At 62.5% G+C, this 26,285-nt stretch carries 29 protein-coding genes; 14 read left to right on the top strand and 15 right to left on the bottom strand.

What is annotated here, in order from left to right; all coding sequences use genetic code 11:
• Nucleotides 1-3 precede the first annotated feature (3 nt).
• The 3 genes from ACYQ2U_RS11050 to ompR are packed head-to-tail and all read right to left on the bottom strand — an operon-like array spanning nt 4 to nt 2,462.
• On the bottom strand, nt 4-447 hold the full coding sequence (locus tag ACYQ2U_RS11050; RefSeq protein ID WP_459950422.1) for a group II truncated hemoglobin: 444 nt from the start codon (nt 445-447) through the stop codon (nt 4-6).
• Nucleotides 444-1,745, bottom strand: a complete 1,302-nt coding sequence (locus ACYQ2U_RS11045; protein WP_459950421.1) for an ATP-binding protein — start codon at nt 1,743-1,745, stop codon at nt 444-446. Before ACYQ2U_RS11045 ends, ACYQ2U_RS11050 begins: the two co-directional genes overlap by 4 nt.
• 6 nt (nt 1,746-1,751) lie before the next feature.
• On the bottom strand, nt 1,752-2,462 hold the full coding sequence (ompR, locus tag ACYQ2U_RS11040) for an osmolarity response regulator transcription factor OmpR (protein WP_459950420.1): 711 nt from the start codon (nt 2,460-2,462) through the stop codon (nt 1,752-1,754).
• Between the two features lie 112 nt (nt 2,463-2,574).
• On the opposite strand from ompR, the gene ACYQ2U_RS11035 reads away from it, so the two are divergent.
• Nucleotides 2,575-2,940 carry a DUF3106 domain-containing protein gene (locus ACYQ2U_RS11035; protein ID WP_459950419.1) on the top strand — a complete coding sequence of 122 codons (366 nt, stop codon included), beginning with the start codon at nt 2,575-2,577 and terminating at the stop codon, nt 2,938-2,940.
• Nucleotides 2,941-2,957: 17 nt separating this feature from the next.
• Here the strand turns inward: ACYQ2U_RS11035 and ACYQ2U_RS11030 are convergent, their stop codons facing one another.
• From ACYQ2U_RS11030 to ACYQ2U_RS11020, 3 genes are all read right to left on the bottom strand, one after another.
• Nucleotides 2,958-3,926: an alpha/beta hydrolase gene (locus tag ACYQ2U_RS11030; RefSeq protein WP_459950418.1), complete on the bottom strand. Its 969-nt coding sequence runs from the start codon at nt 3,924-3,926 to the stop codon at nt 2,958-2,960.
• 99 nt (nt 3,927-4,025) lie between these two features.
• The gene (locus ACYQ2U_RS11025; protein WP_459950417.1) at nt 4,026-5,294 is read right to left on the bottom strand and encodes a glycosyltransferase; all 1,269 of its coding nucleotides are present in this window, start codon (nt 5,292-5,294) and stop codon (nt 4,026-4,028) included.
• Nucleotides 5,295-5,313: 19 nt separating this feature from the next.
• Entirely contained in the window at nt 5,314-6,090 is a 777-nt protein-coding gene (locus ACYQ2U_RS11020; protein ID WP_459950416.1) for a GNAT family N-acetyltransferase, read from the bottom strand.
• Between the two features lie 210 nt (nt 6,091-6,300).
• On the opposite strand from ACYQ2U_RS11020, the gene pstS reads away from it, so the two are divergent.
• The 8 genes from pstS (at nt 6,301) to crcB (ending at nt 13,301) form a co-directional block, all read left to right on the top strand.
• Complete coding sequence (pstS, locus tag ACYQ2U_RS11015) at nt 6,301-7,326, top strand: phosphate ABC transporter substrate-binding protein PstS (RefSeq protein WP_459950415.1); 1,026 nt, start codon at nt 6,301-6,303, stop codon at nt 7,324-7,326.
• Between the two features lie 72 nt (nt 7,327-7,398).
• Nucleotides 7,399-8,364, top strand: a complete 966-nt coding sequence (pstC, locus tag ACYQ2U_RS11010) for a phosphate ABC transporter permease PstC (protein WP_459950567.1) — start codon at nt 7,399-7,401, stop codon at nt 8,362-8,364.
• Nucleotides 8,361-9,224 carry a phosphate ABC transporter permease PstA gene (gene pstA, locus ACYQ2U_RS11005; protein ID WP_459950414.1) on the top strand — a complete coding sequence of 288 codons (864 nt, stop codon included), beginning with the start codon at nt 8,361-8,363 and terminating at the stop codon, nt 9,222-9,224. The genes pstC and pstA overlap by 4 nt, the downstream gene beginning before the upstream one ends.
• A 32-nt stretch (nt 9,225-9,256) precedes the next feature.
• Nucleotides 9,257-10,039: a phosphate ABC transporter ATP-binding protein PstB gene (gene pstB / locus ACYQ2U_RS11000; RefSeq protein WP_459950566.1), complete on the top strand. Its 783-nt coding sequence runs from the start codon at nt 9,257-9,259 to the stop codon at nt 10,037-10,039.
• 11 nt (nt 10,040-10,050) lie between these two features.
• A complete protein-coding gene (phoU, locus tag ACYQ2U_RS10995; RefSeq protein ID WP_459950413.1) occupies nt 10,051-10,770 on the top strand; it encodes a phosphate signaling complex protein PhoU in 720 nt (239 codons plus the stop codon).
• A gap of 16 nt (nt 10,771-10,786) precedes the next feature.
• A complete protein-coding gene (gene phoB / locus ACYQ2U_RS10990; protein ID WP_459950412.1) occupies nt 10,787-11,509 on the top strand; it encodes a phosphate regulon transcriptional regulator PhoB in 723 nt (240 codons plus the stop codon).
• 16 nt (nt 11,510-11,525) lie between these two features.
• A complete protein-coding gene (gene phoR / locus ACYQ2U_RS10985) occupies nt 11,526-12,857 on the top strand; it encodes a phosphate regulon sensor histidine kinase PhoR (RefSeq protein ID WP_459950411.1) in 1,332 nt (443 codons plus the stop codon).
• 60 nt (nt 12,858-12,917) lie between these two features.
• The gene (gene crcB, locus ACYQ2U_RS10980; protein WP_459950410.1) at nt 12,918-13,301 is read left to right on the top strand and encodes a fluoride efflux transporter CrcB; all 384 of its coding nucleotides are present in this window, start codon (nt 12,918-12,920) and stop codon (nt 13,299-13,301) included.
• Nucleotides 13,302-13,632: 331 nt separating this feature from the next.
• Here the strand turns inward: crcB and ACYQ2U_RS10975 are convergent, their stop codons facing one another.
• Nucleotides 13,633-14,421: a helix-turn-helix domain-containing protein gene (locus tag ACYQ2U_RS10975; RefSeq protein WP_459950409.1), complete on the bottom strand. Its 789-nt coding sequence runs from the start codon at nt 14,419-14,421 to the stop codon at nt 13,633-13,635.
• Nucleotides 14,422-14,790: 369 nt separating this feature from the next.
• Here ACYQ2U_RS10975 and ACYQ2U_RS10970 point away from each other — a divergent pair, with 369 nt between their 5' ends.
• From ACYQ2U_RS10970 to ACYQ2U_RS10950, 5 genes are all read left to right on the top strand, one after another.
• Nucleotides 14,791-16,884, top strand: a complete 2,094-nt coding sequence (locus ACYQ2U_RS10970; protein WP_459950408.1) for a TonB-dependent receptor — start codon at nt 14,791-14,793, stop codon at nt 16,882-16,884.
• 27 nt (nt 16,885-16,911) lie between these two features.
• The gene (locus ACYQ2U_RS10965; RefSeq protein WP_459950407.1) at nt 16,912-17,178 is read left to right on the top strand and encodes a hypothetical protein; all 267 of its coding nucleotides are present in this window, start codon (nt 16,912-16,914) and stop codon (nt 17,176-17,178) included.
• Entirely contained in the window at nt 17,175-17,447 is a 273-nt protein-coding gene (locus tag ACYQ2U_RS10960) for a hypothetical protein (RefSeq protein ID WP_459950406.1), read from the top strand. Before ACYQ2U_RS10965 ends, ACYQ2U_RS10960 begins: the two co-directional genes overlap by 4 nt.
• A 6-nt stretch (nt 17,448-17,453) precedes the next feature.
• Nucleotides 17,454-19,073 (top strand): PepSY-associated TM helix domain-containing protein, encoded by a 1,620-nt coding sequence (locus ACYQ2U_RS10955; protein WP_459950405.1) that lies wholly within the window; start codon nt 17,454-17,456, stop codon nt 19,071-19,073.
• A 68-nt stretch (nt 19,074-19,141) separates the two neighbouring features.
• Nucleotides 19,142-19,339, top strand: coding sequence for a hypothetical protein (locus ACYQ2U_RS10950; RefSeq protein ID WP_459950404.1), 198 nt, complete (start codon nt 19,142-19,144; stop codon nt 19,337-19,339).
• A gap of 358 nt (nt 19,340-19,697) precedes the next feature.
• Here the strand turns inward: ACYQ2U_RS10950 and ACYQ2U_RS10945 are convergent, their stop codons facing one another.
• The 8 genes from ACYQ2U_RS10945 to nifD all read right to left on the bottom strand — a co-directional run bounded on the left by ACYQ2U_RS10945 (nt 19,698) and on the right by nifD (nt 26,199).
• Nucleotides 19,698-20,675: a hypothetical protein gene (locus tag ACYQ2U_RS10945; RefSeq protein WP_459950403.1), complete on the bottom strand. Its 978-nt coding sequence runs from the start codon at nt 20,673-20,675 to the stop codon at nt 19,698-19,700.
• On the bottom strand, nt 20,672-21,421 hold the full coding sequence (locus ACYQ2U_RS10940) for a 4Fe4S-binding leucine-rich repeat protein (protein ID WP_459950402.1): 750 nt from the start codon (nt 21,419-21,421) through the stop codon (nt 20,672-20,674). Before ACYQ2U_RS10940 ends, ACYQ2U_RS10945 begins: the two co-directional genes overlap by 4 nt.
• The gene (locus tag ACYQ2U_RS10935; protein ID WP_459950401.1) at nt 21,408-21,689 is read right to left on the bottom strand and encodes a hypothetical protein; all 282 of its coding nucleotides are present in this window, start codon (nt 21,687-21,689) and stop codon (nt 21,408-21,410) included. Before ACYQ2U_RS10935 ends, ACYQ2U_RS10940 begins: the two co-directional genes overlap by 14 nt.
• Entirely contained in the window at nt 21,686-22,399 is a 714-nt protein-coding gene (locus tag ACYQ2U_RS10930; protein WP_459950400.1) for a dinitrogenase iron-molybdenum cofactor biosynthesis protein, read from the bottom strand. The genes ACYQ2U_RS10935 and ACYQ2U_RS10930 overlap by 4 nt, the downstream gene beginning before the upstream one ends.
• 102 nt (nt 22,400-22,501) lie before the next feature.
• Nucleotides 22,502-22,699, bottom strand: coding sequence for a 4Fe-4S dicluster domain-containing protein (locus ACYQ2U_RS10925; RefSeq protein WP_459950399.1), 198 nt, complete (start codon nt 22,697-22,699; stop codon nt 22,502-22,504).
• Nucleotides 22,700-22,740: 41 nt separating this feature from the next.
• A complete protein-coding gene (gene nifT / locus ACYQ2U_RS10920) occupies nt 22,741-22,965 on the bottom strand; it encodes a putative nitrogen fixation protein NifT (RefSeq protein ID WP_459950398.1) in 225 nt (74 codons plus the stop codon).
• A 98-nt stretch (nt 22,966-23,063) separates the two neighbouring features.
• Nucleotides 23,064-24,632 carry a nitrogenase molybdenum-iron protein subunit beta gene (gene nifK, locus ACYQ2U_RS10915; protein WP_459950397.1) on the bottom strand — a complete coding sequence of 523 codons (1,569 nt, stop codon included), beginning with the start codon at nt 24,630-24,632 and terminating at the stop codon, nt 23,064-23,066.
• A 94-nt stretch (nt 24,633-24,726) separates the two neighbouring features.
• On the bottom strand, nt 24,727-26,199 hold the full coding sequence (gene nifD, locus ACYQ2U_RS10910) for a nitrogenase molybdenum-iron protein alpha chain (protein WP_459950396.1): 1,473 nt from the start codon (nt 26,197-26,199) through the stop codon (nt 24,727-24,729).
• Nucleotides 26,200-26,285: the final 86 nt, after the last annotated feature.

Here is a 26,285-nt window from a genome sequence, read left to right as displayed (position 1 = left end):
GGCTCAGTGGTGGTCGTTGACGACGGGCAGGGTGCCGGCTGCCGGCTGGCCCTCGGCCTGGTTGCGCATGAAGTCGGCCAGGTCGCGGATGGGCTTCATGATGGCCTGGCGCAGGGGCTCATCGGCGACGACCTCGGTCATGGCCTGGTCGAAGCACAACAGCCACTGGTCGCGGGCGTCGGCGTCGATGGGGAAGGGCATGTGCCGGGCGCGCAGGCGCGGGTGGCCGAACTGCTCGATGTAGAGGTTGGGACCGCCCAGGTAGCCGGACAGGTACATGAAAAGTTTTTGCTCCGAGCCGGACAGGTCCTCGGGGTGCAGCTTGCGAATGCCGTAGGTCTCCGGCAGGGTGTCCATCAGCTCGTAGAAGCGCTTGACCAGTTGACGGATGGCGGCTTCGCCGCCGATGCGTTCATAGACGCTGGGCTTGGGATCGGGTGTGCTCATGATGCGGGAATCGTAACACGGGCCAGCAGGCCGCCGCCCTCCCGGGGCAGGAGTTCCAGATGGCCGCCGTGGTGGCGGGCGATGCGTTCGACGATGGCCAATCCGAGGCCGGCGCCGCCGGTATTGCTGCGGGCCGATTCGAGGCGGGTGAAGGGGCGCTTGAGCCGTTCCGCCTCGGCGGCGGGAATGCCCGGCCCCCGGTCGGCCACGGCGAGCACGATCTTGCCCGCCTCGACGGCCAGGCTCAGGTTGACGCTATGGCCGGGGGCATAACGCAGGGCGTTGTCCACCAGGTTGGCGGCCATGCGGCGCAGGGCCTGGGGCTGGCCCTGGAGCGGCGGAACCGGGCCGATGTCGGTGCTCACCGCCTGTTGCCGGCGCTGGTATTGGGCGCCCAGGTCGGTCAGGATCTGGTCCAGCCGCACTTCCTGCTTGGCCTCGCCACCGTCGCTGCGGGCGAAGTCGAGGAACTGGCCGATGGTGCGGTCCATTTCCTCCACGTCGGCGCTCATGGCGTTGCGCGATTCCTCGTCCTCCACGCCCATTTCGATGCCCATGCGCAGGCGCGTCAGGGGCGTGCGCAGGTCGTGGGAGACGCCGGCCAGGATCAGGGCCCGGTCCTGTTCCAATTGGCTCAGGTCGGCGTTCATCTGGTTGAAGGCCTGGGCCACGGCAGCCAGTTCGTCGGGGCCATCCTCGGGCAGGGGCGGCGGATGCTGGCCGGCACCGATCTGCCGGGCCGCTCGGGCCAGATTGCGCAGGGGCCGGGTCAGGCGCGAGACGAAGGCGGCGGCGGCAAGCAGGGCCACGGCGGCGGCCAGAGCGCTCCAGCCCATCCATTGCAGGGAACGGGAACGTTCCCAGCGGTCGCGGGGCAGGGCGATCCAATAGTCGTCGCCGGCAATCTGGGTGCGCAGGAACAGGGCGCGCTCGCCCTTGCGGCTCAGGGTCAGGTGGGTATTGGGGCCGAGGTTCTGCTGGAGCACGGTCTGGGTATCCAGCAACAGCTGGTCGTCGGGCGGCGGCGGCATGGGCTCGTCGTCGTCGGCGATGTCGATGCGCAGGCCCTCGGCCCGGGACAGGTCATCGAGCAGGTTGAGGCGCTGGTTGGGGTGGGCGGAGACGATGGCGGCCCGGGTCAGGTTGGTGATGCTGGTGAGGATCTGGGCCAGATGCTGGGCCCGGGGCTGACGGTCGGCGAAGACGAAGATGCCGGCCCAGGCCAGGGCCGACAGGGTCATCGCGGCGGCCAGCAGCAGGAACAGCCGGGCCAGCAGGGTACGAGTCAGGGCGCGCACCGGACCTTATTCGGGGACGAAGACGTAGCCGAAGCCGCGTACGGTCTGGATGTGGCGCGGGCTGGCCGGATCTTGCTCCACCAGCTTGCGCAGGCGCGAGATCTGCACGTCGATGGCCCGGTCGAAGGCGCCGTACTCCTTGCCCCGGGCCAGTTCCGACAGGCGGTCCCGGGACAGGGGCTGGCGCGGGTGGGTGACCAGCACCTTGAGCAGGCCGAATTCGCCGGTGGTCAGGGGCTGCTCCTCGCCGTTGCGGGTGAGCAGGCGCCGGCCCAGGTCGAGAGCGCATTCGCCGAAGCTCACCACTTCGGGGATTTCCGCCGGGGCACCGGGTACCGGGGCGCTGCGCCGGCGCAGCACGGCGTTGATGCGGGCCACCAGTTCGCGGGGGTTGAAGGGCTTGGGCAGGTAGTCGTCGGCGCCCATCTCCAGGCCGACGATGCGATCCACTTCCTCGCCCTTGGCGGTGAGCATGATGATGGCGACCACCTCGTCGGCGGCCCGCAGGCGGCGGCAGATGGACAGGCCGTCCTCGCCGGGCAGCATCAGATCGAGGACCACCAGGTCGTAATGTTCCCGGGCCAGGGCCCGGTCCATGGACTGGGCGTCCTCCACCGAGCGGGAGGTGAAGCCTTGCTCGCGCAGGTAGCGTTCCAGCAACTGGCGCAGGCGCAGGTCGTCGTCGACGATGAGAATTTTGGGGGCGCGTTCATTCATGGGCCAAGCATATCCCAGAAGGTAGGGGGCCTGTAACGATGGGGAAACATGCCGTAACAAACCGGGCTTTTTCCTTTATCCCGCCGTTACCGGCCCAAGGCAGAATGCGGGCATGGACTCGCACCGTCATCTTTCCCTCGTCGATCATGCCGCGCGCCGGGCTTTGGCCCTGGCCCTGCTGGGCTGTTGCCTATTGGGCGCGGCACCGCTGCGGGCCGAGGAGGGCGGCTGGTCCTGGGGCCCGCTGGCCGCCCTGACGCCGGAAGAACGGGAACAGATGCGGGAACAGATCCGCCAGCAGTGGCTGAGCAAGACGCCGGAGGAACGCCAGCGTTTGAAGGATGAGTACCGCGAGCGGCGCGACGCCATGAGCCCCGAGGAGCGCCAGCAATTCCGCGAACAGGCGCGGGAACGTTGGCAGCAATTCAGCCCCGACTCCCGCCCCGATCCGCGGGGCCGCCGCGGCGATCCCCGCTGACGGCGGCGCGGCCTGGGTCAGGGCCGCAGCCGGCTGGCCAGGGTGCCGTCCAGCGTTGCCATGAACGCCTCCACCCGCTCGGTGTAGGCGCCGGGTTTACCCAATTCACCGTTGATATCGCCGTGGGACAAGGGCTGCCGCAGTACTTCCGTGCGCAGGCCGAGCCCCTGGGCCTGGCTGGCCATGGCGTCGGCCTGGGCGCAAGAATCGCTGCGGCGGGTGGAGCACACCATCAACAGCGGCGGCGCGGCGGCGGTCAGGACGTGGCGGGGGGAAGCCTTGCGCCAATAGGCCGGGTCCTTGCCGAAGGCCTCGTCGTAGAAACCGTAATGCTTGGCGGCCATGATGGCGGGCACGTCCATGGCCGCGCTGTCCAGGGCCACCGCGCCGAGCCAGGGGTGGGCACCGAGGCCCCGGGCCAGGCCGGGATCGGCATTGAGCAGGGCGATCAAGTGGGCGCCGGCGGAGTGGCCCATGAGCACGAATTTGTCGGGATCACCGCCCCAGCGGGCGGCATTGGCCTGGGCGTAGGCCAGGGCCTTGGCCACGCTCTGGGCCTGTTGCAGTGGATCGGCCTGGGGCAGCATGGGGTAGTTCACCGAGACGAGGACGATGCCCTTGGGCAGCCAGCGTTCGGTTTTGTGCTCGACCACTTTGCTGTGGTCCTTGTCGCCGATTTTCCAGGCGCCGCCGTGAACCATGAACACCACCGGCGCGCCGGCCGTGCCCTTGGCCGGGAGGTAAACGTCCAATTTCTGTTCGGGGGCCGGGCCGTAGGCCAGGTTGCGCAGGGGTGAACCCTCGGCGGCGGCTGAATCCACGCGCTGGCCGACCGCGCTGTTGTCTGCCGTCGCGGCCCTTTCCGCGCGCCTCTCCTTGAGCCGATCCAGCAAGGGGCCGGCGTCGGCGGGGGGCAAGGCCAGGCCGGTGAGGAGTGCCGCACTCGCAAGCAGCAGGGGGCGGCGACAGGATGGACGCAAGGTCATGGTGGGCTCCGCTGAAAAAAAGACGGCCCCAGTCTACGGGGCCGTGGCGGATTGCCAACCAGGATTCTTGTTTCCTTCGGTAAATCTTTGTGCGACACCTCAGTCCAGTGCGACCACCAATCCCCGCTCGGCCCGCTGGCAGCGGTGATGGCCCTGGATGACTTCCTTGAACACCCGGGTCAATTGGTCGGCGGCATGGGTCCGTTCCAGATGGGCGACGGAGGCCGGTGCCCGCAGCCGCAGCCGGGGCAGCAGGGTGATTTCGGCGCCGATCAGGCCGAGGATTTCGCCGTAGCGGGCCGGCGACTGCATTTCGTCGGCGCCGGTCGCCACCAGAAAACCGTTGTGGCCGTCCTCGATGAAGGTCTGGCTCAACTCGGTGCGCCGGGCCAGCACCGCCAGGCCGCAGGCCAGGGCGTGGGGCACCAGTTGCGGGTGGGCGTCGGGATGGGGCGCCAGCAGGATGTCCGCCGAGGCCAGCAGGGTGGCGAGGGAAGGTTTGCGCTCGCCACTGCGACGACCCAGGGGCTGGTCGCGCCAGTCCTCGCTGCGCAGGGGCCGCAGGGCCTGGAGCCGGGTGGGAATGCGGCCCGCCTCGATCAGCAGCAGCCGGGCCTGGGGATGCTGGGCCAGCAGGGCGGCCATGGCGCTACGCAGACAATGGACCGTGTAGGCGTCGTCCACCGGGCCGAAGTGGGCCAGCACCGGTGTGTCGGCGCGGATGCCCCACTGGTGGCGTAGGGAAAGTGAGCGCTGGGACGGATGCCAGAGGCTCAGGTCGATGCCCCGCGGCGCGAGCCGGGCGTGGTGCAGGCCCTGTTGCCGCAATTGCTGGATGTCGGTGAAGGTGCCGGCCAACAGGGCGTGGGCAGCCTGGCGGATGTGCCGGGTCCAGCGTTGGCCCAGCTTCTGCTGCCAGCGGCCGCGCAGGCTCTGGGGGTGGTGCAGGGGATCGAAGCCCCGGTTGCCGTTGCAGGCGACGCCCACCGGCAGGCCCATCTGGCGCGCGGTGTGGGTGGCGGCCCAGCCCAGATAGCCCTGGTCCAGCACGAACACCAAGTCAGGGGTGTGCTGGCGCCAGTGGTATACCAAGCGGGCCGGGGAGGGCACCAGGGGCAGCAGGACTTCGCGCAAGCGTTCGTCGCTGGCCGGTTGTTCCCACTTGTGGCGGCGGGGGCGGATCAATTGCACCCGTTGTCCCAGCAGGCGCAGGTCTTCCGCCAGTTCCGGGACGAAATGGAAGGCGTCCGGCGTATTGCCCGCCACCAGGGCGATGTGCAGCGCCGGCTGGTCGGAACGGAGGTGGTAGGTCGGCCGTTCCGATGCCAGCAGGTCGTCGTCGAGGGGGGCGTGCAGCCGGTCGTTCATGGTCGCGTCCGCCAGGGCGTCAGCCCTTGACGAAGTGGCGCACGTAGCGCGGGTTGATGCGAGACATGGGCAGCAGCACCAGCAGGTCGGCGGTGTTGAAGTCGGGATCCCAGGCGGGTTCGCCGCAGATCCAGGCGCCGGCGCGCAGATAGCCCTTGAGCAGGGGCGGCACTTCGGCGCTCTGGCCGTTGGTCAGGCGCTCGAAGGGCAGGCGGGAGCGGGGAAAGCCCCGGTATTCCACCGGCGACAGGTTCTTGTCGATCAGGTTGACGAACAGGTTGGCGGCGTTGTGGCCACCGTCGGCCATGCTGATGGAGGCGCAGCCCATCAGGTATTCGTAGCCGTTTTTCAGCATGAACTCGGCCAGCTTCATCCACAGCAGGGCGATCACGGTGCCGTTGCGGTATTCCGGGTCGATGCAGGAACGGCCCAGTTCCACCAGGCGGGAACGCAGGTGGTTGAAGCGGGTCAGGTCGAATTCGCTCTCGGAATAGTAGCCACCCACCTGGCGGGCCGCTTCCGGCGTCAGGATGCGGTAGGTGCCGACGATGCGGCCCTGGGCTTCGTCGCGCACGATCAGGTGCTGGCAGTAGGGGTCGAAGAAGTCGCTATCGACGCCTTCTTCCTTGCAATGGAGGGTGGCGCCCATTTCGCCGGCGAAGACGCGGTAGCGCAGTTTCTGGGCCTCGCGGATCTCGCTGGGGCTGCGGGCCAGGCCCACGTGGTACTGGGGATGTTGCAGGCCGGCATCCTGTTCTACCGATACGGCCTGTCCTTGTTCGCGTTCGTTCAACATCGCGTGCTCCTGTGTCGTTGGTTTTTTTGACACTGGGCATATTGGCGGGGCGGGGTTTCATCCTTGTGTCCTTTGTGTTGCAGATTTGTGTCGTAAAGGATGGGATGGGGTGGCGCCAAGGCGCGTAAATTCGCCCTCTGTAACAGCTCTGTCACAAACAGATCCTAGACTGGCTCCAGTTTTCCCTGACCCCTTGAATGGAGCAAAACCATGATGCGTAACCTCAAGTGGATGGCCCTGGCCTCCGCCTTCGCTCTTTCCACTGCCGCCCAGGCCGCCGAAGTGACCGGTGCCGGCGCTACCTTCCCCGCCCCCATTTACGCCAAGTGGGCCGATGCCTATCAAAAGGCCACCGGCAACAAGATCAACTACCAATCCATCGGCTCCGGCGGCGGCATCAAGCAGATCAATGCCAAGACCGTGGACTTCGGCGCCTCCGACATGCCTCTCAAGCCCGAAGAGCTGGAAAAGAGCGGCCTGATCCAGTTCCCCACCGTGCTCGGTGGCGTGGTCCCCGTGCTCAACGTGGAAGGCATCAAGCCCGGTGAGCTGAAGCTGACCGGCACCGTGCTGGCCGACATCTTCCTCGGCAAGATCAACAAGTGGAACGACAAGGCTATCGCCGAACTGAATCCCAAGTCCCACCTGCCCGACGCCCCCATCGGTGTGGTCCGTCGTGCCGATGGTTCCGGCACCTCCTTCATCTTCACCAACTACCTGTCCAAGGTCAGCGAAGAGTGGAAGTCCAAGGTCGGTGAAGGCACCGCCGTGCAGTGGCCCGTGGGCCTGGGCGGCAAGGGTAACGAAGGCGTGGCCGCTTTCGTGCAGCGTCTGCCCGGTTCCATTGGCTATGTGGAATACGCCTACGCCAAGCAGAACAAGATGACCTACGCCATCATGCAAAACGCCTCCGGCAGCTACGTCGCTCCCGACGACCTGACCTTCAAGGCCGCTGCTGCTGGTGCCGAGTGGAAGAACAGCTTCTATGAAATCCTGACCAACCAGAAGGGCAAGGACGCCTGGCCCATCTCCGGTGCCACCTTCATCCTGGTGCACAAGGTGCAGGACAAGCCCGCCCAGGGCGCTGAAACCCTCAAGTTCTTCGAGTGGGCCTACAAGAACGGCGCCAAGATGGCCGAGGACATGGACTATGTGCCCATGCCCGAGTCCGTGGTCAAGCTGATCAACACCGCCTGGACCAATGTGAAGGACGCTTCCGGCAAGGCCGTCAAGTAATTGACTCCTCCGGTTCGCTAAACTTGTCCGGCATCCCGATCCCGGTCGGGATGCCGGTCTGATTTTTAAGGAATTCCCAACGTGAGCAGTTCTTCCGGCCTTACCCGGCACCAAGTGGGGGATTGGATTTTTTTCAATCTCACCCGCTTCTTTGCCCTGACGACCTTGCTGCTGCTGCTGGGCATCATCGTGTCCCTGATCCATGGGGCCATGCCCGCCATCCACAAATTCGGTTTCTCCTTCCTCTGGACCGGAGATTGGAATCCCCCCGCCGAACAGTTCGGCGCGCTGATTCCCATCTACGGCACTCTGGCCACCTCCGTGGTCGCCCTGGTGATCGCCGTGCCGGTCAGCTTCGGCATCGCCCTGTTCCTGACCGAACTGTCCCCCCCCTGGCTGCGTCGTCCCCTGGGCATTGCCGTGGAACTGCTGGCGGGCATCCCCTCCATCGTGTACGGCATGTGGGGCTTGCTGGTGTTCGCCCCTCTCTTCGCCAAATACGTGCAGCCCCTGCTGGCCGCCACCCTGGGCAAGGTGCCCCTGCTGGGCGTGCTGTTCTCCGGTTCCTCCCTGGGCATCGGCATCCTCAGCGCCGGCATCATCCTCGCCGTGATGACCATTCCCTTCATCGCCTCGGTGATGCGAGACGTGTTCGAAGTCACCCCCGCCATGCTCAAGGAATCCGCCTACGGCCTGGGGTGTACCACCTGGGAAGTGGTCTGGAACGTGGTGCTGCCCTATACCAAGGTCGGCGTCGTGGGCGGCGTCATGCTGGGCCTGGGCCGCGCCCTGGGCGAAACCATGGCCGTCACCTTCCTCATCGGCAACATGAACTTCTTCAACGGCTTCTCCCTGTTCCTGCCCGGCAACTCCATCGCCTCCGCCCTGGCCAATGAATTCGCCGAAGCCGAGTCCGAGGTCTACACCGCCTCCCTGATCGAGCTGGGCCTGATCCTGTTCCTCATCACCCTGGTGGTGCTGACCATTTCCAAGGTGCTGCTGCTGCGCCTGTCCAAGCAGGAAGGGAAAAAGTCATGAGCGCCCTGACGACCAACAGCGCACTGCACCGCTACCGCCGCTTCAAGAACAAGCTGGCCCTGACGATTTCCATGCTGGCCATGGGCTTCGGCCTGATCTGGCTGGTGTGGATCCTGGCCACCACCATCGAGCTGGGGATTTCCGGTCTCCACCTCAATCTGTTTATCCACATGACGCCGCCGCCGGGCAGCCAGGACGGCGGTTTGGCCAACGCCATCTTCGGCAGTATCGTCATGGTTTCCATCGCCGTGGCGGTGGGCACGCCCATCGGTATTTTTGCCGGGATTTATTTGGCGGAGTTCGGCCGCCATTCCTGGCTGGGCAGCACCACCCGCTTCGTGAATGACCTGTTGTTGTCGGCGCCCTCCATCATCATCGGCCTGTTCATCTACGAGCTGGTGGTGGCGCGCATGGGTAACTTCTCGGGCATCGCCGGCGCCTTGTCGCTGGCGCTGATCGTGATCCCGGTGGTGATCCGCACCACCGAGAACATGCTGCAACTGGTGCCCAACGCCATGCGGGAAGCCGCCTTTGCCCTGGGGGCGCCCAAGTGGGCCGTGATCGGCCGCGTCACTTTGCGCGCCTCCCTGGCCGGGGTGATGACCGGCATCATGCTGGCCATCGCCCGGATTTCCGGCGAAACCGCGCCGCTGTTGTTCACCGCCCTGTCCAACCAGTTCTGGAGCGCCAAGCTGACCGATCCCATGGCCAGCCTGCCGGTGACCATCTTCAAGTTCGCCATGAGCCCCTATACCGACTGGCAGCAATTGGCCTGGGCCGGTGTGTTTCTCATCACTCTGGGCGTACTTTTCCTTAACATCATGGCGCGGGTGTTCTTCCGTGCCAAACACAAGCAATAAAGACCGCCATGAAGATCGACAAGGACCTCATCATGCAAGGCATCACCAACGACACCGAACTGGAAACCCAGATTGCCTTGCGCAATTTCAATTTCTACTACGGCAAGTACCATGCCCTGCGCAACATCAACCTGGACATCTACAAGCGCAAGGTCACGGCCTTCATCGGCCCCTCCGGCTGCGGCAAGTCCACCCTGTTGCGCACCCTGAACCGCATGTACGACCTCTACCCCGAACAGCGGGCCGAGGGCGAACTGCTGCTGGACGGCAACAACCTGCTGGACAAGGGCGTGGATCTCAACAGCCTGCGTGCCAAGGTGGGCATGGTGTTCCAGAAGCCGACTCCCTTCCCCATGTCCATTTACGACAACATCGCCTTCGGCGTGAAGCTCCATGAGCGTCTGTCCCGGGTGGAAATGGACGAGCGTGTCGAGTGGTCCCTGCGCAAGGCCGCCCTGTGGAACGAAGTGGCGGACAAACTGAACCAGAGCGGCATGAGCCTTTCCGGCGGTCAGCAGCAACGTCTCTGTATCGCCCGCGGCATCGCCGTCAAGCCCGAAGTGCTGCTGTTGGACGAACCCACCTCGGCCCTGGACCCGATTTCCACCATGCGCATCGAGGAACTGGTGAGCGAGCTGAAGGACGAGTTCACCATCGTCATCGTGACCCACAACATGCAGCAGGCGGCGCGGGTGTCCGATTTCACCGCCTACATGTACCTGGGCGAACTGATCGAAGTCGGCAAGACCGACGACATCTTCATCAAGCCCAAGGACAAACGGACCGAAGACTACATCACCGGTCGCTTCGGTTAAGGAGAGCAGAGATGGTTGCCCTGAACGAACACGTATCCAAGAAATTCGACGCCGAGCTGGAAAGCCTGCGTTCCCGCGTCATGCAAATGGGCGGGCTGGTGGAAACCCAGATCAACACCGCCATCGAGGCCTTCATGACCGGCGACCTGGACCAGATGGAACAGGTCATCGCCGACGACCACCAGGTGAACGGCTTCGAGGTCAGCATCGACGACGACTGCGCCCACATCGTTGCCCGTCGTCAGCCCACCGCCGGCGACCTGCGCATGGTGATGGCCGTCAGCAAGATCGTCACCGATCTGGAGCGGATTGGCGACGAAGCGGCCAAGGTCGCCCGCATGGCTCGGGAAATCTACCAGCGCGACCGTCTGCAAATCCCCCGCCTGACCGACGTGCGCAAGATCAGTGGCGTGGGCGTGGCCATGCTGCGCGACGTGCTGGACGCCTTCGTCCGCCTCGACGCCAATGAGGCCGCCCGCATCGTGCGCGAGGACGCCACGGTGGATGACTACTTCCGCGGCATCATGCGGCAACTGGTCACCTACATGATGGAAGATCCGCGTACCATTACCACCGCGCTGGACATTGTCTTTATCGCCAAGTCCATCGAGCGCATCGGCGATCACGCCAAGAACATCGCCGAGAACGTGATCTACATCGTCAAAGGACAGGACGTGCGCCACATCGCCATCGACCAACTGGAACAGACGGTGATGGCCGCCGAACGCTGAGCGGAAGAGATTTGTCATGGATGCCAATATCGTCGTTGTCGAAGACGACCCCGCCATTCAGGAAGTGCTGCGTTACACCTTGATCCAGGCCGGATTCCAGGTGCGCATCGCTTCCTCGGCGGAGGAAGGGCTGGCCTCGGTGCGCCAGGTGCTGCCCGACGTGCTGCTGGTGGACCTGATGCTGCCGGGCATGTCCGGCACCACCTTCGCCAAGCAGATCCGCCAGGACGCCCGGACCAAGGACGTGCCCCTGATCATGGTTACCGCCAAGGCCGACGAGGGCGACCGGGTGACCGGTCTGGAACTCGGTGCCGACGACTACGTCACCAAGCCCTTCAGTCCCCGTGAGCTGGTGGCACGCATCCGCGCCGTTTTGCGCCGTCGCGCGCCCCAGCACAGCGGCGACGTGTTCGAGGTGGCCGGCCTGCGCCTGGATCCGGTGGCCCACACCGTGACCTGGCAGGACGCACCCCTGGATCTGGGGCCGACGGAATTCAAGCTGCTCCAGTATCTGCTGTCCCACCCGGGCCGCGTCTTCAGTCGCCAGCAACTGCTCAATGCCGTCTGGGGCGACCACCGCTTCATCGAGGAACGCACCGTGGACGTCTACGTGCGCCGCCTGCGGGCGGGCCTGGGTAGCGAGGCGGAGCAGTTGATCGAAACCATCCGTGGCGTGGGTTACAAACTACTGACCAGCATTGCGCCGGCCCAGGCCGCCGCCGACACCATTGAACAGTAACCGGGCGTCCTTGCCGATGAGTCTGTTGGGGTGGGGCGTCTGGCTGCGACTGGTGATCCTGGTGGTGGTGGGTGGCGGGGTCGGGTTTTTCTACGGCAGCCACAGCGCCCTGATCGCCGTTGCCGTCCTGCTGCTGTTGATGCTGCTGTTCCATTGGTGGCAGCTGTCCAAGCTGATGCGCTGGATTCAGTCCGGCCAGGTGGACGAGGTGCCTGAGGGCAGCGGCCTCTGGGGCGACGTCTTCGCCGCTCTCTACCATCAGCAGAAGGCCCATGGCCGCGACCGGGCCGAACTGGCCGCTTCCCTCGACCGCTTCCTCATGGCCGCCAGCGTGCTGCCGGACGGCGTCGTCATCCTCGACAAGGAAGGACGCATCGAGTGGTTCAACCACGTCGCCTCCAGCCAATACGGCCTTGACCCCACCCGCGACATCGGCACCCCCATCACCCACCTGGTGCGCCAGCCCGAGTTCGCCGCCTACCTTTCCTTCATCCCGAGCAGCCAGGAGTCTCTGCCGCTGCGGGAACCGGCCCTGATCAAGGCCGGCAACAAGGGCAGTGAGCGCTATTCGGTGTCCCTGATCCCCTTCGCCGACGACGGCCGGCTGATGCTGTCGCGGGACGTGACCCAGATCGAGCGGGCCGACACCATGCGCCGGGATTTCGTCGCCAACGTCTCCCACGAGTTGCGTACCCCCCTCACCGTGGTCATGGGCTTCCTTGAGCACATGATCGGCAGCGAGTCCGATCCGGCCATGCCGGAAGAAACCCGCCAGCGTTTCCTCACCCTGGTGCAGGACCAGGTAGGCCGCATGAACCGCCTGGTGGACGACCTGCTGACCCTGTCCCGACTGGAGAATTCGGCCCAGTTGCAAAACGAGGAAGTGGTGGATGTCCCCGCCCTGGTGGCGCAGGTGGCGGAAGAAGGCAAGGCACTCAGCCGGGGGCGGCACACCATCCAGGTCGAGTCCTGTCCGGCCCGCATCAAGGGCAGCCTGTCGGAACTGCGCAGCGCCTTCGGCAATCTGGTGGGCAATGCCGTGCGCTACACGCCGGAAGGCGGCCGCGTCACCCTGAGTTGGGGCATGGAGGCCGGCGTGCCGGTGTTCTCCGTGAGCGACAGCGGCATCGGCATCGCGCCGGAGCACCTGCCCCGTTTGACCGAGCGCTTCTATCGGGTGGACAAGGGCCGCTCCGCCGCCACCGGTGGCACCGGCCTGGGCCTTGCCATCGTCAAGCACGTACTGCAACACCACCAGGCCACCCTGGATATCCGCTCCAGCCAGGGCGAGGGCAGCACCTTCCGCGCCGTGTTTCCCCTGGCGCGCCTGGTGCCGGCCCACGCCTGAGCGTCACCGAAGCGGGGCCATGGCCTAGAATCCGGCCATTGCCGCTTTTCGGAGAAGCCCTTGAATCCCGTCTCGTTCATCGCCATCGGCATTGGTGCTGCCCTGGGGGCCTGGCTGCGCTGGGGCCTGGGTCTGCTGCTCAACCCCCTGTTCCCCACCGTTCCCCTCGGTACCCTGGCCGCCAACCTGCTCGGCGGCTATCTGGTGGGGGTGGCGGTCACGGTGTTCCACGTCAACGTGGAGCTGTCGCCGGAACTGCGACTATTCCTGATCACCGGCTTCCTCGGCGGCCTCACCACCTTTTCCACCTTTTCGGCGGAAGTGGTGGCCCTGATCCAGCGCGCCGAATATCTCTGGGCCGCCGGCGCCGCGTCGGTGCACCTGGGCGGCTCCCTGCTGATGACCTTGCTGGGGATCTGGACCATCCAGCGCCTGGCTGCTTGAAGGGCCGTTCGGGGCTACTGATGTTCTCCACCCCGGTACGGGACATGAAGCGTAGGGTTTTGGTTTGTGCCATGGCAGAAACGAAATCGTAACCAGCAACCTTGAGGATCAGGTTGCTGAGAATGGTTTGGGTGATCAGTGCGCCATCTTCAGGGTGTAGGGCAACGGGGGGCGAAGGGAAATTGGTCGTGAGGACGAGGATGAAAATCCAGTCAAGGCCGACGGTTGCCATGCTACCGATGCTCGTAGCGGTCAAGGGTGTTGTGGCAAATACTCGGTAAGGTTGAAAGTTGCCTGAAGGTACCGCCGATTTCTCGGCAAGCATTGCTGTTCAAATAGTGATGCGAGATTGGCTCGGCGTGATGCCGAACATGCGTCGATAGGCGGTAGCGAAGTTGGCCGTACTGTTGTAGCCAGCTATGTCGGCTGCTTCAACGATTGACCGTCCTTCGCGTTCCAAAGCGAAACGTGCCCGCGTTAAACGGGAGCAACGTAGGTAATCAAAGATCGAGGTTCCAAAAGCAGCTCGAAATTGTTTTTGCAGGGTGCTCACATTCGTGCCTGCATGGCACGCGATTTCAGCAAGGCTGAGATTATCCGCGGCACCACTCTCGAGTAGATCGCGCACGAAATCAACGCGTTTTTGCTCGCGTTGCCGTAACTGTGGGTTAGGTGCTTCCCCTGCCATGTTGGACAGCGCTTCTGCGGTCATCTCAATGGCGCGGCTTTCTAGGTATAGGCGTTGAAGTACCGGTGTATAGCCAGTTGGATGGATCATTTGTTCCGCTAATGCAGCGATTCTTGCCGTTGGTGTCCAAGTTTTGATCGCAAGATGCTGGTCAAACAGTGTTTTCAGGCTCTTGCTCTCGCTTTCATCGGGCAAACAGGTTTCTAAAAGCCATTCACGACTGAAGGTAACACTGACTTTGCGCTCATATTTTCCGCGCCAGCCGCGCCTGACGAAAGACTCCGGTTCGCGCAGCGCTACTAGGGCTGCCTGGGGCTGACGGTTACTCCCTCGGGCACTATTGAGTCCTAGGCGGTGAGCACCAAAAGAAACATCAACTTCGCCGTCGAGCACGACCACTAGTCGCAAACTTTGCTCCTGCATCGTGTGCATGGTCAGATCACATAAATCATGCACATCGGCACAATGTGCCCAGAGACCGGGACGAAGAAAGTGCGCGTGATGCTTGCCTCGGAGCACAGGCTCTTCTGGTGCCAGCTTAGGCTCAGTCAGCTGCTGAGTAATTCCTCTAACTGAATCAGTGGGATACAAGTCACAGTACCGGACTATCTTCTGGCTAGCATCCCATGGTTTAGACATTTTGGCTCCCGACTCCGTTGGCAGACGGTAACGTGAAGTTCAGCGATTCGTGATCGGCCCGCCCGCAAACAACAATCTTTCTTGCGCAAAGGTGACCGCTTCAACGGAATGCGATACTACCAAAGATGCAAATACAAATCATTCTTATCTTTGGTGGATGTTATGCAAAAATTACCTCGCTGCAACCGGTTCAAACCGAAGACCATTACGATCACAGCGCTCACTGCTGCCGCCATGACAGTCCATGCTCAGGAAGGGGCTCCGACGTTACCCACCGTTCAGGTCATCGGTGAGAAGATGGGACGCAGCACTCAGGATTCGGTAACGGCCGTCACAGTGTTTACAGCTGAGGATGTGGCTGAGAGGGACAAAAAGACGGTGCTGGATCTGGTTGCCGAGGTGCCCAACGTGACCATTGGCGAGTTTGGTGGTGTAGCGAATATTCGTGGCAGCAACGGCGCGGGACCTGGTTTCTCTTCCCTGGCCTGGAAAGGGGCCACACGGGCACGCACGGCGACAATCATTGATGGCGTGAGTCAGGTTTGGACAGGCGGAAACCTGCTAAGTAACGGCCTGTGGGATTTAGAGCAGGTCGAAGTGCTGCGAGGACCGCAATCGACCATGCAAGGCAGATCAGCTGTGAGCGGAGCGATTGTCATCAAGACAAAAGATCCTAGTTTTAAGCAGGAGGGGGCTGTCCGGTTCGGCCTACAGCAGGCCAACGGCAAGCTACTCAACCAGGTTGCGGGAGTCATTTCTGGCCCGTTGTCGGATGAACTGGCTTACCGCCTGAGTGCGGACGTTACCCGCGGAGATCACTTCATTGATTACGTGGACAATAATGCCAACGCGGGCGTGGATTATTCTTCGAATCCGGGGAAAGTAGAACATAACGACATCAAGGCCAAGCTGCTTTGGGCACCCAAAAGCAACACTGATCTAGTCAGTCGCCTTGACCTTCAGTATCAATCGCAAAAAGGACCTTACCTGAACCAGGTGAACGTAGGCGATAACGGCGGCTACGTCGCGTCCATGGACAAGGTAAACCATCGTATTGGCGATACCACCATGAATACCGTGATATCGAATACCAACTACAAACTCGATGCAAATCGATCAGTGGACGTACTGCTGTCATTGAGTCAATTGAAAGCGGGCTTTACGCATAATCAAACAGCAGCGGCGACCAGCACGGCAACATACTTCGATGCCAAGTCGAGTCAAGACGGTAGCGGTATGGAGGTGAGACTGAACCTGGCCTCGCCAAGCTCGGACATGAAGTCGATGGTGGGCGTATCAAACTTCGTGGATGACCTGACTGTACGTACCAAGCGATACAACGGAACGATCCCCTATTCCGGTGATACCAAGACAAGGGCAACATCAATTTTCGGCGAAGTGGACTATCCCCTGAACAATCGATGGGCGTTGATTGCCGGCGGTCGGGTCGAGCGGGAGTCCCAGGATCGCACCATTACCAACGGGACGGTGACCCAGGCGCGGGATGCCAGCAAGACCTATGTGCTGCCCCGCTTTGCGGTGCGCTACAAACACGATGCACAGACCGTATTCGGGCTGGATGTGCGCAAGGGCTACAACCCCGCGGGTATCAGCATGGACACGACCAGCAGCAACATCTCGAGTTACGAAACCGAATACGTCACGGCCTACGAGGCCAGTGTGAAGCAGAGCTTCAACGGCGGCAAGGGCAGCTGGTCGGTAAATCTGTTCAATAATGCTTTCACGGATTATCAGGCCAGAAATGGTACGTTGATCTCCAACGTCGATAAGGCGTACATCCGCGGCATCGAGTTGGAGGTCAGCAGTGCGCTGGGCAGTGCTACCCGCGCCTATGCCAATGCGAGCGTGCAAAGCAGCAAGATCGAGAGTTTTGCCGCCAACACTTCCTATGTGGGCAACCAACTGCCTTACGCGGCGCCACGCACCTACGGGGCTGGGGTGTCCCATAAGCTGACGTCGGCACTCACACTTGGCGCCAACGCCAAGTACGTGGCGTCCTACTATGTGGATATTTCTAATGCTGCCGGATCGACCGCAGGGCAGAAGGCCAAGGCCGGCGACTATACCTTGGTGGACGTGAGCGCGAGCTATGCCTTCGACAAACAGACATCCGTGCGGGCCTATGTGAACAATCTGTTTGATGAATACGTGGTCAATACCTACTTCCAGGGAACCACGACCCAGGATGTACTGGCGCCTCGTACCGTTGGGGTGCAGCTTGATTACCGATTCTGATGGTGGTTTCCTAAGTTGAGCGTAATCATGTTTGTGGGGCTGTTGCTGGTTGCCGGTGGCTGTGTCAGCGTTTACCTGGCTTCGCCGAACCAGCGTTGGTGGGCAGCATCCCTGCCCGCCAAGCCGGCACGGCTGGCGGGGACGGTGCTGCTCATTGCGGGGCTGGTGGTGCTGATGCAAACCTTAAGGGCGCCAGCAGCGTTATTCGTCTTTGTCCATTGGTTGATGCTGCTCTTTGTTCTCTTTCCCTATTTCGGCGCATTGCGTAGCAGCCGTAGGCGGGAGTCGCCATGACCATCGCCCGGGATTGGTGGTCCAAGACCCTGGCCGGACTGCTGCTCGGCTTCCTTTTGGCTGTGGGTTGTGCCGGTATTTTCAATTGGCTGGCTGCCGATATGGCCCTAGGCGTGCGCGGTCAGTTGGCTATGTGGCTATTGGCGCCGGTTTGGCTGGGCGTGTTGGCCGGTGTTTATTTCTTCCGCAGTGGGTGGCGTGCCTGGGGCTGGCTGGGAGCTGCCAACCTGCTGGTCTTCGGCTTCCTGGCGGCAATCCGACTGACCTGAGTTTCCATGCGTTCTGAATTCATCCGCATCTACAAAGCCGTTCACACCTGGACCGGAATCATTGCCGGCATGGCACTGTTCATCGCCTTTTACGCCGGCGCCATCACCATTTTCCAGGAGCAGCTGACGCGATGGGCATCGCCGCCTGCGGTAAACGCCGCACTGCCGCTGGACGAGGTGCCGACCCTCATTACTCGCACCTTGCAAGCACATCCTGCGGTGGCCAAGGATTTTCGCCTGGAATTGCAAGAGGACGAGCATTGGCCAAAGGGGATTTCATGGCAAGTGCACGAGGCTGGCGCCGAGGAGCACGACTATCATGCCGCCCGTCAGTTTGTCGCGACATTGGAGGGCGATGCCGCGAGGATCGAGGAAATACATCCCTCTGGACTGGCTGATTTCATTGATACATTGCACCGCGTGGTCGGACTGCCGGTGGACAACGATCCAAGTCGATGGCTAATGGGGGTGATCGCAGTGCTGTATGCCCTGGCCCTGGTCTCCGGGGTCATTGTGCTGCTGCCTTCACTGGTCAAGGATTTCTTTGCCCTTCGCGTGGGGAAGAACCTCAAGCGCATGTGGCTGGATGCCCATAACGTAGTCGGCATCATCAGTCTGCCATTTCATGTCGTTATGGCGTTAACCGCCGTGGTTTTTGCCTATCACGACGGGTTCTATGCCATTGAAGACAAGCTGATCCACGATGGCAAGTGGGCCACCGCCTTCGCCCGTGGCAGTGCTCCGGCATCAGCGCCACCGCGCGATCCAGCAGCGATGCGTTCCCCCACCGAGTTGCTGGCCGCCGTGCACTCCTTGTCACCGTCATTCGAACCGACCTCTCTGCAATACCTGAACGTAACCGGTCCGCGTTCTCTTGTCCGTGTCTGGGGGCACGATCCTTCCGCCCATTCACCCCGGTTCATGGGGGGCTTTGTCGCCGTCGACCCCTACAGTGGAAAAATAATCAACACTGATTTTCTGCCAGGCAAGCAGAGTTTTCCCAATGCCATCGTAGGCAGTTTTTTTGCCTTGCATTTTGGTACCTATGGCGGCATGTCGGTGCAATGGATATATTTCTTGCTGGGCTTGGCCGGTGCTTGGTTGTTCTATGGCGGAAATCTGCTCTGGGTGGAAACCCGTCGTATCAAAGCCGCTCGTGAGAGTGAGGCTGCTTGCATTCCCCCCGTACAGCGCCGTGATGTTCGGGGAATGGCTGCCGCAACCATCGGCGTATGTCTCGGCGCCGTATGCGGTATCTCCCTGACCATCGTTGCCGCCAAATGGCTGCATGGCCATGTCGGCGATCTCAGTGTCTGGCACCAGTTGGTTTATTACGCGGTATTTTTTGGCGCCTTGATTTGGTCATTTGCGGCGGGCGCGGCAAGGGCTGCCATTCACCTCCTGTGGTTGGCGGCCATATTCACTTTTGCTATCCCGGCAACAACCCTGCTGGCCTGGCTGTTACCGGGTCTGGGCATGTGGGCCCATGGCAGCGCGGCCACCCTGGGCGTGGATGTCACCGCACTGGTGGGCGGGATAGGTTTCGTCTGGATGGCTCGTGTGACGAGTAAACGTGTGACGCAAGGCCCTGCCGACAGTGTCTGGTCTGTACGGAAAACTACCTAACCGGTAGTGTTGTCTTTTCGTCATGCGGCTTGCTGTCAATTCTGCTGAAACAGCCACGCAGTAAACCTGTGTGCGGTTGTCCCCTCCATACTCCGGCATTGCAACTTGGCGCCCGGCGGCTGACCCTGGTTGGCTACTCCGGCGGTGCTGCCGCGCTGCTGGCGGCACGTTGCAGTGACGTGGTTCGCCTCGTCACCATCGCTGGCAATCTGGACCATCGCGCCTGGACCCGCTATCACCACATCACCACCTTACTGGTTCTCTGAATCCAGCCGACGACAAGATGGCCCTGGCCAGCCTGCCCCAATGGCATTGGGTCGGTGAGCGCGACAAGATCGTGCCGCCCTTTTTGACACAAAACTTCGCCGCCGGCCTGCGGGAGGCCAGGGTGACGGTCGTCGCCGGCTATGATCACACCTGTTGCTGGGCCGAGAGCTGGGCACGGCTGTGGACCAGCATGTCGCCCTGACCGTTGTCGCCCACGACGGCAGTCGCGCGGACGGCCATCAGTCAGCACGAGTGGTTTATGCGCGGAGAGTCTGCATCACTGTTGGTCATGGCCAGTGCGCAGAAAACGACAACGCCGACGGCTTTTGCCGTCGGCGTTGTCATGTGGGGTGTTGCTTAGAAACCGTAGGGGGCGTAGAGCCAGTCCTTGACGATGGCGGCGTCTTTTTCCGGGAGGTAGGAGAAGCCGGCCTGGAGGTCGTTGATGACGGCGCTGGCGACGGCGTGGGGCACGGCCTTGGTGGTCAGCATGTGGAAGAACCAAGCCATGGGGTAGCCCACCTTCTTGTCGAAGCGTTGCAAGGCCTCGTTGAGGGCCAGGCCCTGGGCGCCGAAGGACAGGTCGAAGCGGGGCGGGGCGCCGTTGAGGGCGGCGGCGGGCGTGGCGTGGAGGATGGGCTGGTGGTAGCGGTCCAGATGCTCGCGCACGGACAGCACCCAGTGGTTGCAGAACACGGCGGCGTTGCCGGCGCTGGACTTTTCCCAGGCCTCGATGAAACGGTGCACCGGTTGCGGATCGGGTTTTTGTTCGCCCATGCGACCGACGAAATCGGCGATGTCGGTGACCCGGCGCAAGGCGTAGAAGGGGATGCCCAGCGGGGTGAAGGTCGTGTTATCGCCCCGGGGATCCACCAGTTCGTCGAGACTGGTGGGCGGGTTGTCGTCGGAGAACAAAGGGTGTGCGACGACTTCCTGCAACTCTTCCACTTCCACCTGGATGAAATCGGTGGCGTCGTCGCCGGTACCGGCGACCAGGTAGTGGGTCTTGCCGGTGAGATGGGTGCTGCGCAGGCCGGCGTCGGCATAGCGGTCATAAAGGGCGCCGAAGTCGTCGCCGGCATTTTCCAGTTCGGTTTCGGCCCAGGCTTCCAAATCCTCGGCGATGCGGTCGCCATCCTTGTTGACCACGCCGCCGAGACGGTACCAGCCGCCCCGGGCCAGCACGTCGCGGAAATCGAGTCCGGGAATCAGGTCGCTGGCGGCCCGGGCCAGGGGACCGCAGCCGGCGGCCACCGGCGATTTGACGCAAAGCTCGGCCAGGGCGCGGGACAGGTCGTTGAGTTTTTCGGTGGTCAGGCTAAATGGGCTATTCATGAAGTCTCCGCTTCGGCGAGACGCTGCCATGCCAAGTGGCGCACGTCGGGTTCAGGGTCATTCAAGGCAATTCGGATGGATTCCCGAGGGGCATTCTGTACCGCGGCGAGGCGCACCAGCCAGTCCGGATCTTCCAGCAGCAAGATGACATCTTCGGGTAGGCCGCGCTCGGCGACGATGCGCCGCACCTCGGGTTCCGGGTCGTTCAGCATGCGCGCCAGAGCGAAGGCCGGCAGGCGCTGGGCCACGGTCTTGCGCACTTCCCGTTCGGGGTCGTTGGCCAGCTTGGGCAGCTTGCCGTGGGAGAGGCGGCGGGCCACCACGACCCGCACCATGTAGTCGGGATCGGCGGCCATGGGCATCAGCAATTCCGGGTCGATGCGCTGGGCCACGGTGATGCGCACTTCCCGGTCGGGATCCTTGCTCATGGGCTTGAGCTCGTCGGGGGGCAGACGCATGACCACGGCGCGGCGCACCACTTCATCGCTGTCGTTCTGTAGCGCCAGCACGCTTGCCACGGGCGCGTAGCGCACCGCGATGGCCCGCCGCTCCCAGAAGCCGTCCCGCAGATAGAGTTCCGCTAGGCTTGGGTTTGCCCGGAAAAAACGGTCGATCTGGCGTCCGCTATGGGCGCGGACGCAGGCGTCCCCGGGGACGCAGCCCTGGCTGGTGAGCAGGGTGGTGTGGGGACAGTTGGCGCAAAGGCCGTGTTGGCCGAGGCCGAGTACGGGTTCAGTCGTCGTCACCGATCAGGCCCACCACGATGCCGCTGGCCGCTGCGGGCTCACTGGTAAATTTGACGCAATGTTCGCCCGTGTCCATGAAATAAAGATGACAGACGTCGTTGCCGGTGACCGGCTTGACGTTGGCGGGGATGTGATCGTCGTTGCACACCACGACCTTGAGGCCGGGGAACTGCCCGCGTAGGGTCTGATTGACACCGTTTTCGTCTGCAAGGGAGGGCAGGGCGGCCACGGCATCGGCCACCTGCTGGAGCACGGGGGCCTCGATCATGCTTCCTCCTCTTCGCCCATTTCGGCAAAGCGGGCGAGGGAGCTGGGGGCGACCCCCATGATCTTGGCCAGCCATGGCGGCGGGGAAAGCAGGGTGGTTTGCAACTGGGCCAGGGTTTCCCGGGCCTCGGCCACCTTGGGGATTTTCACTGGATGCACGCCGGCACGCACGACCTTGGCCGCTGCCGGACCGCCGATGGATTGGACGTAGACGACCTGGCAGTCGCCGATCAGGCTCGCCCGGGCGACGTTGCGGTCCTCGGCTTCGTCCGCCGCCGCCGTCGAGCGGATGTCGATCAAGCGCAGTTCGGTGGGGGAGACCTGGTAGACCAGGAAGCGCTCGCAGGAGCCGAAATGGCCATCGAGCTTTTCTTCGCTGTTGGAGGCCACCGCCACCCGGATCGAGCCGGGCATGTCGCCTTCGTTGAAGGCCTGGATCGGCAAGGTGACTTCGCTTTCGATGCCCTCGCCCCAGAGCAGGCGCACGGAAGCCTTGATTTGTTCGGTGCTGAAATCGGGCTCGACGACCTCGTCGCCCTGGATCAGGGCCTTGAGATCGGCGACGGTGACCTTCGCCAGGGCCGCTTCCGTCAGCGGCAGGCCGAATTTGTCGGCCAGGGCCGCGGCCAGTGCACGGGACTCTATGCCGGGCAGCGCACGGGCCGCCAGGCCGATGCGCAGCGCGACTTCACGGGTGATGGGGGACGACATGGCGCTCTCCTATGACCGCAAGCAAGGGCCGTCCACCCCGGTGTGGGATGGACGGTTCGGTTGAATGGGCCGCCCCGCCGCTAGGCGCGGGACGGCTCCGCTTCACACGTAGACGATGCAGCTATCGCCCGCCGGGCAGGCGGACAGGCACTGGGGTTCGTCGAAATCGCCATCGCACTCGGTACAGGTGTCGGCGTTGATCTTGAAGATGCCGCCCTTGTCGGTGATGGACTTGGTGGGGCAGACGGGCTTGCAGTCGCCGCAGGAGGTACATTCGGCCTGGATGATCTTCATTGCCATGATGGTTTCCTTTCGTTCGTTACCTGGGATTGCCGTTCGCCTTATTCCGCCGCGTCCAGACGCTTGGCGCGCAGGGAAATGGGGAGTCGGGCAGGAGCAGCCTGGGGTTCGATGTAGTAGCTGCCGCCGTTGTTCAGCTTGATTTCGCCGCCCCATTTTTCCGGGGTGTCGAATTCCATCGAGGTGATGGTGTCTTCCAAATCCCGCTTGGGGAGATAGAAGATGTAGCTGCCGGCAGCATCCTTGCGAATCATGATGTTGGCCATGGAGGGCCTCCGTTCTATTGCTTCTGAAACCTGAAAACCGCGGCACCGCCCGGTTGCCCTCAAGGAGAGGGGCCGGGACGGCGCGCGCGGCGACGTGATTAGCGAACCAGGTCGAAGTTGTAGTCGGTGGTACCCATGCCCATGGTCTCTTGATCAAGACGCTCAAGTACTGCATTGACCAGGGTTGTCACGACTTGCATGGTGCCTTCGTACCCGAGGGTGGTCTGGCGATGCAGATGGTGACGGTCGAACAGGGGGAAGCCGAGGCGGATCAGGGGCACTTCGAATTCCTTGCCCTTGAAGGCCGTGTCGCGCTGGATGTACTTACCGTAGCTGTTACCGATCAGGAAATCGGGCTTGTCGGTGAAGCACAGGCTGCGCAGATGCCACAGATCGTTGCCGATGTAGACCTTGCCGTTGGCGCCGAAGGGGCTGGACTCGAGCAGCTTGTCCATGGCCTTGGCCCAGCGCTTGCCGCCGTTGTGGGACAGGATGTGGGTGGGCTCGGCGCCGACTTCCAACAGGATCTTGGTCATGCCCATGACGAAGTCGGGGTCGCCGTAGAGGGCGAACTTCTTGCCGTGGAGCCAGGCATGGGAGTCGGAGATCAAGTCGGTGCAACGGCCGCGTTCCTTGGCCAGGGACTCGGGGATCGGCTTGCCGGTGACTTCGGAAACCTTCATCAGGAACTCGTCGGTCCATTCAACACCCATGGGGATGTTGAGCTTGGGCACTTCGTGGTTCCAGGTGTTTTCCACGAGCTTCTTGGTCTTTTCCAGTTGCCAGGGTTGCAGCAGGATCGTGGTGTAGGCGTTGGGCGCGTCCTTCATTTCAGCCTGGCTGGTGCCACCGGCGTACATGCGGAATTCGCCGTCGGCCGGGGTGTCCAGCACTTCGGTGGGGTCGGACAGCATGACGTTGTCGACGCCCATCTCGGTCAGCATGCGCTTGATGACGCGGAAGTTGCCCAGGTATGTTTCAAAGCCGGGAACCAGGTTGACCTTGCCGTTGCTTCCGGGCTTCTTGCCTTCCATGTGGTTCAGCGTGAAGTAGCGAGCAATGCCTTCGAACATGTTGTCCCAACCGGTGGTGTGGGAACCCACGAAGGAGGGGGTATGGGCGAAGGGGACCGGGTAGTCCTGGGGAATGTGACCTTCCTTCTTCGAGTTGTTGATGAAGGCGTTCAAGTCGTCACCAATCACCTCGGCCATGCAGGTGGTGGACACGGCGATCATGTCGGGCTTGTAGATCGCCTTGCAGTTTTCCAGGCCGTCGAACATGTTCTTCTGGCCGCCGAACACCGCAGCGTCTTCCGTCATGGAGTCGGACACGCAGGAGATGGGTTCCTTGAAGTGACGGTTGAAGTAGGAACGGAAGTAGGCCACGCAGCCTTGGGAACCGTGCACATAGGGCATGGTCTTTTCAAAGCCCAGGGCGCAGAGCACGGCGCCGAGGGGTTGGCAGGCCTTGGCCGGATCGACGGTCAGGGCTTCACGCTTGAAGTTGAGTTCCTGGTATTCCTTGGTGGTGGACCAGAGGAAGGTTTCCTTGATCTTGGCTTCGTCGTGACGCTCTTCGAACAGGTCCTGCTTGTTCTTGATGGATTCCTTGTAGTCGTCGTCCCGGAACAGGGGGTAGCACGGCTTGATATCTTCTACGGCTTGCATCTCTATCTCCTTAGCCCGGCCATCTCATGTGTGGACGCGGGCACAAGTTGAAAAATGGGTGGCGGGTCGTTGTCGGACCCGCCGGTCCGGGGTGTTACGCAACCTTCTTTTCAGCCTCGGCTTCAGTCTTCTTCCAGGGCGGAACAAGATTCTTGAAGGTGGGGCTGCTGATGGCGATGTCCATATCGCGGGCGAAGATGGCGAAGCCGTCGTAGCCGTGATAGGGGCCGGAGTAATCCCAGGAGTGCATCTGACGCAGGGGGATACCCATTTTCTGGAAGACGTACTTTTCCTTGATGCCGGAACCGACCAGGTCGGGCTTGATGCGCTTGACGAACTCTTCCAGCTCGAAACCGGTGACGTCGTCGTAGAGCAGGGTGGCGTCGCCCATTTCCTTGATGGTGCGGTCGTAGTCGTCGTTGTGGGCGAATTCGTAGCCGGTGCCGACCACTTCCATGCCCAGGTCTTCATAGGCGCCGATCACGTGACGGGGACGCAGGCCGCCCACGTACAGCATGACCTTCTTGCCTTGCAGGCGGGGCTTGTACTTGTCGATGACGGCTTGCATCATGGGCTGGTACTTGGCGATGACGCGCTCGGCACCTTCCTTGATCTTGTCGTCGAAGAAGTTGGCGATGTTGCGCAGGGCCTCGGCGATCTTGGTGGGACCGAAGAAGTTGTATTCCATGTAGGGAATGCCGTACTTCTCTTCCATGTGCCGGCTGATGTAGTTCATCGAGCGGTAGCAGTGCAGCAGGTTCAGCTTGGCCTTGGGAGTGTTCTCCATTTCGGCCAGGGTGCCGTCGCCGGACCACTGGGCGATCACGCGCAGGCCCATTTCTTCCAGCAGGATGCGGGAGGCCCAGGCGTCGCCGCCGATGTTGTAGTCACCGATAATGGTGACGTCGTAAGGGGTGGACTCGAAGGGCTGACCGTCGCGGTTGCCCAGCACCCAGTCACGCACGGCGTCGTTGGCGATGTGGTGGCCCAGGGACTGGGACACGCCACGGAAGCCTTCGCAACGGACGGGAACGATGGGCTTGTTGATTTCCTTGGCACCCTTCTTGGACACGGCTTCGATGTCGTCGCCGATCAGGCCGATGGGGCACTCGGATTGCACGGAAATACCCTTGTGCAGGGGGAACAGCTGTTCAACTTCCTGGATCAGCTTGGCGAGCTTCTTGTCGCCGCCGAACACGATGTCCTTTTCCTGGAAGTCGGAGGTGAAATTCATGGTGCCGAAAGTGTTGATGCCGGTGACGCCGACGTAGTAGTTACGACGGCCGGCGCGGGAGTACTGGCCGCAACCGACGGGACCGTGGGAGATGTGGATCATGTCCTTGACGGGACCCCACACCACGCCCTTGGAACCGGCGTAGGCACAGCCGCGGATGGTCATCACGCCGGGCAGGGACTTACGGTTGGAGGTGATGCACTTCTTGGATTGCTCCAGGGTCACATCATTGGCGGCCAGGTGCTTGGCACGATCCTTCTTGGCCTTTTCGGGGTAAACCTCGAGCACCTCCTGGATGAGGGCTTCGGTTTCTTCACGGGTAAGCGTGGACATCTTGCATCTCCTTGTCAGATTCGGCGCCAATCTGCGCACGATGACTCAAAGGACTTCAGGACCCCCGGCTCGACAGGTCGCCGAAC

Source organism: Denitratisoma sp. agr-D3, assembly GCF_054658675.1.
The sequence above is the reverse complement of the archived record's forward strand: the minus strand, read 5'-3'. Positions and strand labels throughout refer to the sequence as shown.

Bases quoted from the DNA above. Each gene is read 5' to 3' on its own strand.
- ACYQ2U_RS11050 (WP_459950422.1), bottom strand. From the start codon at position 447: ATGAGCACACCCGATCCCAAGCCCAGCGTCTATGAACGCATCGGCGGC.
- ompR (WP_459950420.1), bottom strand. From the start codon at position 2,462: ATGAATGAACGCGCCCCCAAAATTCTCATCGTCGACGACGACCTGCGC.
- ACYQ2U_RS11035 (WP_459950419.1), top strand. From the start codon at position 2,575: ATGGACTCGCACCGTCATCTTTCCCTCGTCGATCATGCCGCGCGCCGG.
- ACYQ2U_RS11030 (WP_459950418.1), bottom strand. From the start codon at position 3,926: ATGACCTTGCGTCCATCCTGTCGCCGCCCCCTGCTGCTTGCGAGTGCG.
- ACYQ2U_RS11025 (WP_459950417.1), bottom strand. From the start codon at position 5,294: ATGAACGACCGGCTGCACGCCCCCCTCGACGACGACCTGCTGGCATCG.
- ACYQ2U_RS11020 (WP_459950416.1), bottom strand. From the start codon at position 6,090: ATGTTGAACGAACGCGAACAAGGACAGGCCGTATCGGTAGAACAGGAT.
- pstS (WP_459950415.1), top strand. From the start codon at position 6,301: ATGATGCGTAACCTCAAGTGGATGGCCCTGGCCTCCGCCTTCGCTCTT.
- pstA (WP_459950414.1), top strand. From the start codon at position 8,361: ATGAGCGCCCTGACGACCAACAGCGCACTGCACCGCTACCGCCGCTTC.
- pstB (WP_459950566.1), top strand. From the start codon at position 9,257: ATGCAAGGCATCACCAACGACACCGAACTGGAAACCCAGATTGCCTTG.
- phoU (WP_459950413.1), top strand. From the start codon at position 10,051: ATGGTTGCCCTGAACGAACACGTATCCAAGAAATTCGACGCCGAGCTG.
- phoB (WP_459950412.1), top strand. From the start codon at position 10,787: ATGGATGCCAATATCGTCGTTGTCGAAGACGACCCCGCCATTCAGGAA.
- phoR (WP_459950411.1), top strand. From the start codon at position 11,526: ATGAGTCTGTTGGGGTGGGGCGTCTGGCTGCGACTGGTGATCCTGGTG.
- ACYQ2U_RS10975 (WP_459950409.1), bottom strand. From the start codon at position 14,421: ATGCACACGATGCAGGAGCAAAGTTTGCGACTAGTGGTCGTGCTCGAC.
- ACYQ2U_RS10970 (WP_459950408.1), top strand. From the start codon at position 14,791: ATGCAAAAATTACCTCGCTGCAACCGGTTCAAACCGAAGACCATTACG.
- ACYQ2U_RS10965 (WP_459950407.1), top strand. From the start codon at position 16,912: ATGTTTGTGGGGCTGTTGCTGGTTGCCGGTGGCTGTGTCAGCGTTTAC.
- ACYQ2U_RS10960 (WP_459950406.1), top strand. From the start codon at position 17,175: ATGACCATCGCCCGGGATTGGTGGTCCAAGACCCTGGCCGGACTGCTG.
- ACYQ2U_RS10955 (WP_459950405.1), top strand. From the start codon at position 17,454: ATGCGTTCTGAATTCATCCGCATCTACAAAGCCGTTCACACCTGGACC.
- ACYQ2U_RS10945 (WP_459950403.1), bottom strand. From the start codon at position 20,675: ATGAATAGCCCATTTAGCCTGACCACCGAAAAACTCAACGACCTGTCC.
- ACYQ2U_RS10935 (WP_459950401.1), bottom strand. From the start codon at position 21,689: ATGATCGAGGCCCCCGTGCTCCAGCAGGTGGCCGATGCCGTGGCCGCC.
- ACYQ2U_RS10930 (WP_459950400.1), bottom strand. From the start codon at position 22,399: ATGTCGTCCCCCATCACCCGTGAAGTCGCGCTGCGCATCGGCCTGGCG.
- ACYQ2U_RS10925 (WP_459950399.1), bottom strand. From the start codon at position 22,699: ATGGCAATGAAGATCATCCAGGCCGAATGTACCTCCTGCGGCGACTGC.
- nifT (WP_459950398.1), bottom strand. From the start codon at position 22,965: ATGGCCAACATCATGATTCGCAAGGATGCTGCCGGCAGCTACATCTTC.
- nifK (WP_459950397.1), bottom strand. From the start codon at position 24,632: ATGCAAGCCGTAGAAGATATCAAGCCGTGCTACCCCCTGTTCCGGGAC.
- nifD (WP_459950396.1), bottom strand. From the start codon at position 26,199: ATGTCCACGCTTACCCGTGAAGAAACCGAAGCCCTCATCCAGGAGGTG.